Annotated in this window: 10 protein-coding genes; 6 read left to right on the top strand and 4 right to left on the bottom strand. The window is 40.6% G+C overall.

Annotation, left to right across the window (positions count from 1 at the left end):
* Positions 1-61: 61 nt before the first annotated feature.
* A complete protein-coding gene (locus E2P86_RS09970; protein WP_134432742.1) occupies positions 62-916 on the bottom strand; it encodes a 4-hydroxybenzoate octaprenyltransferase in 855 nt (284 codons plus the stop codon).
* 3 nt (positions 917-919) lie between these two features.
* Entirely contained in the window at positions 920-1,540 is a 621-nt protein-coding gene (gene yihA, locus E2P86_RS09965) for a ribosome biogenesis GTP-binding protein YihA/YsxC (protein ID WP_085471731.1), read from the bottom strand.
* Positions 1,541-1,646: 106 nt separating this feature from the next.
* Between yihA and E2P86_RS09960 the strand changes: the two genes are divergently transcribed.
* The 5 genes from E2P86_RS09960 (at position 1,647) to E2P86_RS09940 (ending at position 8,509) form a co-directional block, all read left to right on the top strand.
* On the top strand, positions 1,647-2,570 hold the full coding sequence (locus E2P86_RS09960; protein ID WP_234991091.1) for an ABC transporter ATP-binding protein: 924 nt from the start codon (positions 1,647-1,649) through the stop codon (positions 2,568-2,570).
* Between the two features lie 12 nt (positions 2,571-2,582).
* Positions 2,583-3,893 carry an ABC transporter permease gene (locus E2P86_RS09955; RefSeq protein ID WP_134432740.1) on the top strand — a complete coding sequence of 437 codons (1,311 nt, stop codon included), beginning with the start codon at positions 2,583-2,585 and terminating at the stop codon, positions 3,891-3,893.
* A 48-nt stretch (positions 3,894-3,941) separates the two neighbouring features.
* The gene (locus tag E2P86_RS09950) at positions 3,942-5,453 is read left to right on the top strand and encodes a SulP family inorganic anion transporter (RefSeq protein ID WP_134432738.1); all 1,512 of its coding nucleotides are present in this window, start codon (positions 3,942-3,944) and stop codon (positions 5,451-5,453) included.
* A gap of 60 nt (positions 5,454-5,513) precedes the next feature.
* On the top strand, positions 5,514-5,924 hold the full coding sequence (locus tag E2P86_RS09945; RefSeq protein WP_134432736.1) for a hypothetical protein: 411 nt from the start codon (positions 5,514-5,516) through the stop codon (positions 5,922-5,924).
* A 101-nt stretch (positions 5,925-6,025) separates the two neighbouring features.
* A complete protein-coding gene (locus tag E2P86_RS09940) occupies positions 6,026-8,509 on the top strand; it encodes a S9 family peptidase (RefSeq protein ID WP_134432734.1) in 2,484 nt (827 codons plus the stop codon).
* Positions 8,510-8,783: 274 nt separating this feature from the next.
* On the opposite strand, the gene E2P86_RS09935 is transcribed toward E2P86_RS09940, so the two are convergent.
* On the bottom strand, positions 8,784-9,377 hold the full coding sequence (locus E2P86_RS09935; RefSeq protein WP_134432732.1) for a hypothetical protein: 594 nt from the start codon (positions 9,375-9,377) through the stop codon (positions 8,784-8,786).
* Between the two features lie 378 nt (positions 9,378-9,755).
* On the opposite strand from E2P86_RS09935, the gene E2P86_RS09930 reads away from it, so the two are divergent.
* Positions 9,756-10,640: a DMT family transporter gene (locus tag E2P86_RS09930; RefSeq protein ID WP_134432730.1), complete on the top strand. Its 885-nt coding sequence runs from the start codon at positions 9,756-9,758 to the stop codon at positions 10,638-10,640.
* A gap of 911 nt (positions 10,641-11,551) precedes the next feature.
* Here the strand turns inward: E2P86_RS09930 and E2P86_RS09925 are convergent.
* Entirely contained in the window at positions 11,552-12,409 is an 858-nt protein-coding gene (locus E2P86_RS09925; RefSeq protein ID WP_085471738.1) for an aminotransferase class IV, read from the bottom strand.
* Positions 12,410-12,411 lie beyond the last annotated feature (2 nt).

Genomic DNA, 12,411 nt, shown 5'->3' with positions numbered 1-12,411 from the left:
AATGGAATGGCAATACTTTTTATTACTTACTATTAAAAAACTATATTAATTAACGATGAAACTATACTAAAAAAATAATATCCAATAGATAGAATAAAGCGAAGATAACTGACGCTATTCCATTGGTTGTCATGAAAGCACGGTCTACACGGCTCAAATCTGTAGGGCTTACAATCCGATGTTGATAAATAAGCAGCATACCATAAAAAACTACACCTATATAATAAAACCAACCAACCGGCATATAAAAGATAGGAAGTAGTACAAAGATAAAAGATGCAACATGCAACAACTCCGAAATACGGAGTGCTCGTTTTCCTCCAAAATAAGCCGGAATGGAATTCAGTCCGTTTTCACGGTCAAACTCTTCATCCTGCATCGCATATATAATATCAAATCCACCCGACCAACACATGACTGCCAGTCCATAGAAGACCGGAATAATATGAAAGGCATTTGTTACCACCAGATAGGCGCCAATAGGTGCTAACCCTAATCCTACACCCAATACGAGATGGCATAAAGGCGTAAAGCGTTTGGTATAGCTGTAAAACAAGACGACAAACAAGGCGATCGGTGACAAATAAAAACAAAGACTATTAATAAAGTATGTTGCTGCCATAAAAATCAAGCAGTTCACGATCGTGAACGCTAAGGCCCGATTCGCAGAAATCTTACCTGCCGGGATGTCACGCATAGCTGTACGCGGATTTATCGCATCGATATCGCGATCTAAGTAACGATTAAATGCCATGGCTGCATTTCTCGCTGTGACCATACAGAGCAGCATGAGCAGTAGCTTTTTCCATTCAAAAGGTTGATCGGTAGTTTGTATGGCCAAGAAAAAGCCTATTACAGCGAATGGCAATGCAAAAACGCTGTGTGCAAATAGCACCAGCGACATATATTTCTTCATGTATTAACTTTCGACAAGTGTAGGTGGTTCAAAATTGATATTGATTTCATCAATAGTCTTCAAGATGTCTTCTGTGCCGATCTTTGTTTCGGCCGAAGTCAAGAAATGTGGTGGAATTTCCTCGAACCACTTGAGTAGTGCGCGTCTAAAATGTGCAATGTTCTGATCGGATTTTACCCCCGATTGTTTATCTGCTTTAGTAAACACAAGCATAAACGGAATTCCTTCTTCTCCCAACCAACAGCAGAAGTCAAGATCAATTTTCTGTGGTTCATGTCGACTATCAATCAACACAAACACACATTGAAGGTTTTCTCGTTGTCTGAGATATTTTCGGATAAAGCGTTCCCAATCGGCTCTATTCTTCTTAGAAGTCTGCGCGAATCCATATCCCGGTAAATCGACCAGATACCAATTACTATTGATGACGAAATGATTGATAAGTTGTGTTTTACCAGGCTTCTGAGACGTTTTTGCCAATCCTTTCTTGCGGGTCATCGCATTGATTAACGACGATTTACCGACATTGGAACGACCAATAAAAGCATATTCAGGCAGGGTCGGTGCTGGAAGCAAATCGACTCTGGTATTACTACAAACAAATTCTGCGGTTTTAATAAGCATCCGGCAAAGTTAAAGAATTCTTATTTCTTATCACGAATAACAATTATTTTATACGTTTTGTTACGTGAAGCGCCTTTTTTTTCCTTTCTTTAAAACAAAGATAAAGATGCCAATGCTAACTGTTAAGAATATCGTTAAACAATACAGCAACCATCGTGCTTTAGACGATGTGAGCTTAACTATACCCAAAGGAAGTATCTTTGGTCTGCTGGGACCGAATGGTGCCGGCAAAACCTCTCTTATCCGTATTATCAATCAAATTACGGCGCCGGACCAGGGGGAAGTGTATTTTGATGGTGAACTCTTACAACCTAAACATATCGCGCGGATTGGTTACCTCCCGGAAGAGCGTGGGTTGTATAAGAAAATGAAGATTGGAGAACAGTTACTTTATCTATCCCAGCTTAAAGGACTTCGAAAACAAGAAGCTATTCAAAAGATCAACTATTGGTTCGAGCGTCTTAACATGGGAGATTGGTGGGATAAGAAAGTGGAAGATCTAAGCAAGGGGATGCAACAAAAAGTGCAATTTGTTGCTACCGTGGTGCATGATCCCGAATTGATTATCCTCGACGAACCTTTTTCTGGCTTTGACCCCGTCAATGCACAAATCATCCAAGATGAAATTCTGGAATTGAACAAAAAAGGTGCGACCATTATTTACTCCACCCACCGTATGGAATCGGTAGAGGAGCTATGCGATAATATAGCCCTTATCAATAAATCGAAGAAAATTCTGGATGGCTCGGTTAAGGATATAAAACGCTCCTACCGAAATCAAACCTATATCGTGACGTATCAGTATCTAGATGTGGTAGATACGCTAACTTTACCTCCTGCATTCGAAATTGTAGAAAACAAAGCTGCACTCGATGATTATGAGCTTACGGTTCATGTGGATAATGAACAATCCCTAAATGATTTATTATTGGCCTTGATACCGCAGGTTAACATTAAACAAGTGTCTGAAGTAATCCCTTCTATGCACGATATCTTTATTAAACAAGTGACCAGTGCCGCTATCCTATAAATAACCATCCTAATGAATAAAATACTATTAATCATACAACGAGAATACCTGAGTCGAGTAAAGAAAAAATCGTTCTTATTAACAACCTTCTTAGTGCCGCTTTTCTTTATTGGTATGTATGTCGGCATATTTTTCTTAACAAAAAAGAGTTTTGAAGATTCCCATGCGACGGTTTATATTATTGATCTTGAAGGTAATATTGGTGGTAAACTAAAGAGCAACAAGAATATCACCTATAAAGTATCAGCCAAGAGCTTAACGGAGCAAATGGGTGAACTAAAGGATGGAGAGGACAATAATAACCTGCTTATTATTCCTCAAGATTTTTACAGCAGCCAGCGCATCGAGCTTCTGTCTGCAGGGAAGCCCAATATAACAACCCAGAGTGAGGTTAAAAATCAATTGAAAGATATTATCCGAAACGATAAATATGCAAGATTGGGGTTGGATATTGAGGCTATTCAAAATATTGATGATAAAATAACGGTAACAGCGAAAGAGATCAGTGATACAGGAGATGCTAAAGAAAGTCATACTGAGGTTGCGATGGGAATTGCAATGGCGTTATCTGTACTGGTGTATTTGTCCCTGTTCTTGTATGGTGCACAGGTTATGCGTGGTATTATTGAAGAAAAAACAAGTCGTATTGTGGAAGTTGTTATTTCTTCTGTAAAGCCTTTCCAACTGATGATGGGAAAAATTATCGGTATTGGTCTTGTCGGTATTACACAGTTCCTATTGTGGATTATCTTATCCATAGCCTTAACCAGTGTGGCTACGGCTTTCATTTTTAATGGTGCTAATGTACAGACTGAGCTTCTCCAAAGTGGGATTGAGCAAGATGCATTGACTAAATCTGAGATGGGTTTTGATATGATGACAGCACTCGACTCTGTTAATTTCCCTTTGTTGTTATCTTGCTTTTTCATCTTTTTCTTAGGTGGCTATTTTCTTTATAGCGCACTGTTTGCTGCTGTTGGATCGGCAGTGGATAGTGAAACGGAGGCCTCACAGTTTACGATGCCTATTACAATGCCGCTACTCCTCACCTATATACTTTCGTTTGGTGTCCTGGTAAACGATCCTAATGGGGCTATTGCTACCTGGTTGAGCTTTATACCGTTCACCTCTCCTATTGCCATGCTCGTACGTATTCCTTTTGGGGTGCCCACTTGGCAAATTATAGTATCCGTTGTTCTACTGATTTCGGGATTCTTAGTTACCACATTTATTGCTGCACGCATTTATCGTGTGGGTATTTTGATGTACGGTAAAAAAGCCAGCTTTAAAGAACTTATAAAATGGTTTAGGTATAAAAGCTAAAATTGGATTAAAATAACCACTTTTGCCTACTTTAAGATTTTTCAGCAGATGCGTGGTATTCCTTTATTTGACTTTAAGCAGAAAGTAAACTATAAAAACGAAATATTAGCCGGGTTAACCGTGGCGATGACCATGATTCCAGAATCATTGTCTTTTGCCATTTTCGCAGGTTTAGCTCCCCTAACTGGTCTTTATGCCGCATTTATTATGGGGTTGGTTACGGCTGTGCTGGGCGGTCGCCCTGGTATGGTTTCTGGCGGTGCCGGAGCTACTGTGGTGGTTATGGTTGCTTTGATTGCGAGCCACGGTGTAGAGTATCTCTTTGCAGCGGTCCTATTGGCTGGTATTATCCAGATACTGGTCGGCGTATTTAAGCTGGGGAAGTTTGTTCGCCTTATCCCGGAACCAGTAATGTATGGCTTCCTTAATGGTTTAGCTGTTATTATATTTATGGCTCAGGTTGACCAGTTTAAAGTTTTGAATAATGGAGAAATGGTTTGGCTTCAAGGTGAACAATTATGGTCTATGTTGGGACTGGTGGCCCTTACGATATTAGTGGTTTTTATTGCGCCAAAAATAACGAAAGCTGTACCAGCATCCCTAATTGCTATCGTTGTTGTTTTTGCCTTGGTCATGGCTTTTGGTATCCCAACAAAATCTGTCCGTGATATCGCGCAGATTGATGGCTCCTTGCCACCTTTCCATATCCCGCAAATTCCTTTCAACTTAGAGACCTTATACATTATTTTCCCTTATGCTTTGGTGATGGCGAGTGTCGGACTTATTGAAAGTTTGCTAACGCTTACTATTGTGGATGAGATTACCGACACGCGGGGCGACTCAAACCGCGAATGTGTAGCGCAAGGAGCCGCTAATATGGCGAATGGCCTGTTTACAGGGATGGGCGGCTGTGCGATGATTGCGCAGACTTTTGTGAATCTGAATGCGGGTTCTCGTGCCCGATTAAGTGCCATCATTGGTTCTTTGACCATCCTTTTTATTATTCTGTTTGGTAGTTCTGTCATTGAGCGCATTCCCATGGCAGCGCTCGTTGGCGTTATGATGATGGTCGCCATTACAACCTTCAAATGGGGCACCTTTGGTATACTCAATAAAATGCCAAAATCGGATGTATTCGTTTGTGTTTTAGTTGCCGTTATTACGGTTCTTCTGCATAACCTGGCTTTAGCTGTACTTGCCGGGGTTGTTATTTCAGCGCTGGTCTTTGCCTGGGACAACGCAAAAATGATACGTGCACGAAAAACAACCGATGTAAATGGCGTGAAGCACTACCATATTCATGGGCCACTTTTCTTTGGTTCTGCCTCTGCCTTTGTAGAGAAATTTGACTACAACGATGATCCGGATCGGGTGATTATTCATTTTGCCGAAAGCCGTATTGTAGATATGTCTGCCCTTGAAGCCCTTAAAAAGGTTCAGGATCGTTATGATAAAATAAATAAGACAGTGTACCTTGAGTCGGTTAACGACGATGGTAGACGTCTGATTGAGAAATCAGAGATCAAGTTTCGTTTTTACCCGCCGGTAAATAATGCTTAATAACTAAAATTTTATTTTATCACAAAAAGACAATATCTTTAATACATATAAATTACGTGTATGACAACATCAAATGATCCTCTTGTGAAGAAATCCAATGGCTTTCGTAAATTCTTAAGTTGGTTTCTTATTATTGCTTTTCTGGGAATCGGCGCCTTTGTTTATTGGAAATACTTCTTTGTATTTGGAGAAGGAGTAAAATCGGGATATCTTAACTACGCCGTAAAAAAGGGAAATCTCTTTAAAACCTACGAAGGAAAGCTTATTCAAGAAGGGTTTGGGAGTGCTAAAGCTGGTGTAGGCATTTCTAGTAACGAGTTCGTTTTTTCGGTTGAGAATGATAGTATCTTCCACATGTTGGAAGTTAATAGTGGGAAGTTTTTTGACCTCCACTACAAGGAGTACCATGGTGTTTTGCCTTGGCGAGGAAACACACGTTATATCGTCGATCAAGTAATAAACATGAAATAAACCGTATTTAAAGGATAATGTCCTTAAATTATTACAATCTTTAAGCCCTCCCTAAGAGGGCTTTTCTGTACTTTAGCGCATCATATTATTGACTCATATTCATGCGTAAATTACTCTCTTTACTCCTATTGGGCGCGAGCCTTGGGAGCATGGCGCAGACCGAACAACCTACGGTCAAAGCGAATTACAATTTGGCAGCGAAATTTTCGCCTTCCAAATTACGTACAATGATCTTCACCACTGAAGTAAAACCAAACTGGATCAACCATAGTGACCGCTTTTGGTACGAATACCAAACCTCTACAGGTAAAAAATGGTATGTTGTAGATCCATTAGCAAAAAGTCGCTATGTCTTGTTTGATAATGCCGATATGGCCGCACAGGTAACGCGGATTGTCAAAAACCCTTTTGATGCGCAGCATTTGGCTGTTGAGAACTTGAAATTTACGGATGATGAAAAACACGTCCGTTTTGAGGTGCGTAGCACAAAAGATACCGTGAAGAGCAAAGATGAGTTGGCAAAGCTTAAAAACAAAGCAGATAGCATAAAGAAAAAGACCTATTTTCTCGAGTATACGATTGCAACCAAACAACTGCGCGAGATTGCTGATACGTTGAAAGAGAAGGATAAACCCTACTGGGCATCGGTATCTCCGGATACCAATAAGGTTTTCTTTGCCAAAAATTACAACATCTATTGGATGGATCGCGCTAATTTAGAAAAAGCGATCAAAGATGATAAAGATTCCACGATTGTAGAACATCAGGTAACCAAGGATGGCATGCAGTATTATGCTTGGGGAGGCGATCAATATAGTGTGACAACGGGCAACGATAAGGACGAAGATGAAAGTAAGAAAAGACAGCCTGTTCGTTTAAGCTGGTCTCCAGATGGTAAATACTTTGCACTAACGCGAAAAGATAACCGTCACCTGAACCCGCTTTGGGTAATCAATAATGTTGGACAGAAGAGACCTACATTGGAGACGTATAAGTATCTTGTTCCTGGAGAGACGGACTCTACAGAAGCAGAATTATATATCTTTAATGCGGCAAACTTTAACGCTAAGCAGGTATCAATTGGCGCGTTTAAGAATCAAACGATAGCCATCTATGGGAAAGATCAAGATAAATCTAGCTATAAAGGAAAACACTTTATAAGCTACTGGTTGGGTGACAATCAGGAGTTTTATGTAACACGCGGTAGTCGTGACTTAAAGCGGATCGATATTGTTGCCGTATCGATCAATGGTGATGTGCGTACCGTTGTGGAAGAGCGCTCTAATGTCTATCAGGACATCAAAAAACCTTACTTCGTAAATAATGAAAGTCAGTTTATACATTGGTCGCAGCGCGATGGCTGGGGACATTTCTACTTATATAGCAAAGAGGGTAAATTAGTACGACAGCTTACCAGCGGAGAGTTTAACTGTGAAGCGATTACGGGCTACGATAAAGCGACGCAGCAGTTTACCTTTACAGCGAATGCAAAGGAATTAAATGAGGATCCGTACTACTTGCACCATTATAGTCTATCCATTAATGGTGGGCAACCTAAACTATTGAATAAAGGTAATTTTGACCACCAGGTGGAGGTTAGTGAAAGTGGAAAATACTTTGTAAATAACTATTCTCGCGTTAATACCGCACCAAAATCTGATCTATATAGTGCCTCTGGACAGCTAATCATGAAGCTTGAAGAAGCGGATTTAAGTCAACTTTTTGCGGCTGGATATAAGTTCCCGGAACCGTTCAAAGTAAAAGCTGGAGATGGAATTACGGATCTTTATGGGGTGATGTACAAGCCATTTGATTTCGACTCTACGCGTGTGTACCCTATTGTGGAGTACGTATATCCTGGACCACAGACAGAGGCTGTCAATAAATCTTTTGGTCGCAGCATGGATCGTATCGATCGTTTAGCGCAAATGGGGTTTGTCGTGATTACAGTAGGTAACCGCGGTGGGCATCCTTCGCGTTCTAAATGGTACCATACCTATGGTTATGGTAACTTACGTGATTACGGCTTGGAAGATAAAAAAGTTGCAGCGGAGCAGCTGGCAAATCGTTATTCATTCTTGGATGTAAATCGTGTGGGGATCACGGGGCACTCCGGCGGTGGGTTTATGTCGACTGCTGCAATGTTGGTGTACCCGGATTTCTTTAAAGTAGCGGTTTCAGGTGCTGGTAACCATGAAAACAACATTTACAATCGTTGGTGGAGTGAGCGTCACCACGGTGTGGTGGAGAAAGTAAGCGCGAAAGGTGATACAACATTCTCGTACCAGATTGATAAAAACACCGAGTTGGCAAAGAACTTGAAAGGTAAGTTGTTGATTGCAACGGGTGATATTGATAATAATGTGCACCCGGCAAACTCGATCCGTATGGTAGATGCTTTGATTAAAGCGAATAAACGTTTCGACTTCTTATTGCTCCCAGGACAGCGTCATGCTTTCGGGAATATGACGGAGTATTTCTTCTGGAAGATGGCAGATTACTTCTCTGAGCACCTTTTGGGTGATTCGAAATATAACGATGTCGATATGACTGAAATTAATAGAGAAACACCGCTGAAACGGTAGAAGTATTTAGATAAACAAAGAAAGACGCCTTTAGGCGTCTTTCTTTGTTAAAGTAACCAAATGGTGAGGCTACATATTTAATTTTTATTAAAGTGTTTGATGTTTAAGATAAAAACAGACAATACACCTGTGTTAACACATCCTATTAGAATTAATTCCTTCGTGTTAATTTTTTTAATCACGTAAAAATAAACCAAAGCAATTTGTAATAGCAAACAAAACATAAGATATACATATATATAATGTTTTTTTTTCATATCTAAATTCTCTATTATTAGCAAGCTTCTACAACCGCCACTAAAGCTAGAGCTTTCATTGCTACAGCAAGAGGACAGCCTACTCCTGTTACACAAGCTGTTAACCCTAATGTTGCGCCAACATTAGATGCAATAGCAAGCCCACAGCCCCATGAAATTCTAGGTGAAATTATTGAGTTAGAAGGATCATTCGCATATACTATATTAAGAATCTTTAAAGACTTGTCATAAACTTCTTTTTTACCACTTTTATAAAGTTCATCTTTATATTTCTTTACTTTTTCCTCATTTATTTTAAAATCAGATGTTAAATCTCCTTGAAATATACTCAGCATATTATCAAACTCATCATCATTATATTCTAAATCAACTCCTGTTCTACTTTTAAGATATTCTAAGTTCAATTTGTACTGCTCTTTTATATCTATTTTATCATTGCTTTCATAAAGTAGAAATTTTCTACTTTTTAACTCGTGCATAGAACTTGATAAAATAGCTATTACTTCTGTTTCATTTAACTCTTGTTCTGGCTGAACCTTTAAATTATCATCTTCTGATGAACAAGAAAACAATAAAAAAAGACTAAAAAATACAAATAATAATTTTTTCATAATAATCACTTTAAAAAACTTGCTTTACCCTTTAAGGATTTTCAAGATACTCCTGTGAAAAGCAAGAGGGGTTATAGTTTACTTCTTAATCGAAAGACGTCAGAGAATGTAAAGAAACTCGTGCATCTTTATGGTATTGTATTCGAGGCGCTTTATGGGTAAATATAGGTAGCTTGAAATCAAAAAACAAAATTTATCAGAATTAAATTCTTAAAATATATAGATTAAACAAATAAAATTTTACACAAGATCGTATTTTCTTATTGCATTAATTTGTCTAATCTCCAATCTGTACCCATTAAAATCACAAAAACTGAGTCTGTTATAGTTGCGTTTATAGATATAGATTTGTTATCTAATATTCCTGAATAAAATATAATGGATAAGACGAATACTGTATCGAAAGGCAACAAAAGCGGTTGGATTAATGGCTTCATTGGCGTTGTACTTTTTAGCGGCTCCCTTCCGGCAACAAAGCTTGCAGTGCAGGATTTGGATCCTGTGTTTGTCACACTAATTCGTGCAGCAGTAGCCGGGTTATTGGCGCTTGCTGTACTTACATTCTTCGGCATAAAATGGCCTAAGAAGCAAGACCGAGTACCTTTGCTCTTCGTTACTATTGGCGCTGTCATCGGTTTCCCGCTGTTGAGTGCATTAGCTTTGCAGCACATGACCTCCGCGCACTCTATCGTCTTTGTTGGTCTCCTCCCCTTGGTCACGGCATCCTTTGGTGTCCTGCGCGGTGGTGAACGACCAAAACCCATCTTCTGGTTATTTTCCATTTTGGGGAGTCTTTTAGTGGTCGGATATGCTATTCGGGAAGGACTGACGGTGTCTCCTGTCGGAGATCTGTTAATGCTGGGAGCAATCTTGTTATGTGGACTAGGTTATGCCGAAGGAGCTAGATTGGCTAAATCGATGGAAGGTTGGCAAGTTATCTCTTGGGGATTGGTCTTTGCGCTACCATTTCTGTTACCTTTTATCGGGGTATACTGGCCGACAACACTCACCCAGGTGAGCACACCTGCATGGATTGGATTGGCTTACGTGTCCATGTTCAGTATGTTTATCGGTTTTATCTTTTGGTATCGTGGTCTGGCGCAAGGTGGAATTGCGCAGGTTGGGCAGTTGCAATTATTACAGCCTTTCTTTGCGATGACACTTGCGGCAACTATCCTGCACGAAACGGTGAGTACAGATATGATTGCTGTTACAGCTGGCGTGGTTTTGTGTGTCGCCGGAACGAAAAAGTTTGGCTCCTAAGGGGATTAGGGGGGATTGACTTTATAGCGGTGACTAGGGCTTTCCGCTAAGCATTTAACTAACACGGGACACGAGCCAAAGGCCGTCGCTGGCGCGAGCCTGCCTGCGGTAGGCAGGCTTTTAGCTCGTGCCTTTATACTTATACGTTTAATATTAGGCTCGCGCCAGCAAGCGAGTCCTGCTGCGACTGCTTTGTTCCTAGTTCAGCAAAGACCAGCGCAGCTAACTTACATGCTAAAGTACTATTGAAGGCCTATTAATGTACCATTGATGTACTAGTTTAGTAGGACGAAGGTACTGAAGTCCTACGGGAGATGTACTAAACCCGTACATTAATGTACCGATTCCGTAGCACTACTGTAGAACAATAGTATAATTTAAAGGCATTGGCCGTAAGTTTACCGACAATTAAATAGCGCTACCACAGTGTTTATATTTTTCGAAACCAAAAAACAAGCATGTGTGGCGGGTAATAACAAGCCAAAGTCAAGGGCAGGGACAAGCCCAGCCCCTACGTATGTCAATTCATGCCCACGCTACCCTTGAGGTCGCCCTTTTAGATAATCCAATATTGGACACGAGCCACAGGATCGCGCTAGCAAGGGCTATTACACATAGTGATTAGATACCTCCTAGCGTCGGTATGATGGTAACTATAAGAGCTGTAGCATAGGTACACTGCTTCGAAAAGCGGTACATACGCTGTCAATATAGTGATAAAGAGATCAACATGCAATGATGTTTGTAGAGAGCGCAAGCATACGCTTTTCCGTCATTCCGAACGAGGTACGAGGAGGAATCTACGAACTAAGCACGTTTTACCCGTTATAGAAATAGTGCGTAGATACCTCCTAGCGTCGGTATGATAACAGCTGCGCAAGTCTTCTACTGACGCTAATTGAAGCAGCGTACTACCCCCCTTCGTTCAGCGACCAAGTTTGCAGTCTATCCTGCAAAATTCGTGATATCTTATTGAAGTAACGCTTCTGCTTATAGCCCATAACCCACTGGACACCTTGCGCTGCATTGGTACAGAAAATCTCATCCGCCTGCTTCATGATTTCTGGGCTGATCTGTGCTTCCACGACCGGTATGCCTTCCGCTTCCGCAATCTCCATCACCACTTTACGCATCACACCATCGACACAACCTTGCGTAAGCGCCGGCGTATAAAGCGTCTTCTCGTAGTAAACAAAGATATTAGAGATCAGACCTTCACAGAGATACCCCTCTTGATTCAGTAAGAAAACCTCATCATAGTCAAATTTCTTCTTGAAGATCCCCGCCATCACATAGACCAAAGCATTATTCGACTTCAGGTGCGAAAGATCGCTATATGGTTTCTTAAAACCAGTAAACAGATCCACAATCAACCCCACCTTTTTATCGCGTAAAGAGGCAGGAATCCGAGCGACCTGCAGGATATATACCGGTTTATTAGAATCTGGCGCATACAATCCGCCGCCATCGCGGTACACAATAAAGCGGACACGAACCTGCTGCCCTACCATATTGTTCTTACGGATCAGCTCCTCCGCTTTCGAGCGAATAAAAAAAGTATCGAATATACTAAACTCTTCAAATTGCAGCAATTGCAAACCCTGCTGCAAACGCTCGACATGCAATTTCAAAAAGCGGATATCACCATCCTTCCACAGCATCGTTTCAAACAAACCATCTCCATAACGGAGTGCTCTGTTATCGGCCGTGGCAATATTTTCATCTGCGGGAATAATCTTCCCGTTAAAATTTATATACACTACTGACATAG

It is taken from the genome of Sphingobacterium psychroaquaticum, from assembly GCF_004421025.1.
GTDB classification, from domain to species: domain Bacteria; phylum Bacteroidota; class Bacteroidia; order Sphingobacteriales; family Sphingobacteriaceae; genus Sphingobacterium; species Sphingobacterium psychroaquaticum.
Note: the sequence above shows the minus strand (reverse complement) of the source record. Positions and strands in the feature narration are given on the sequence as shown.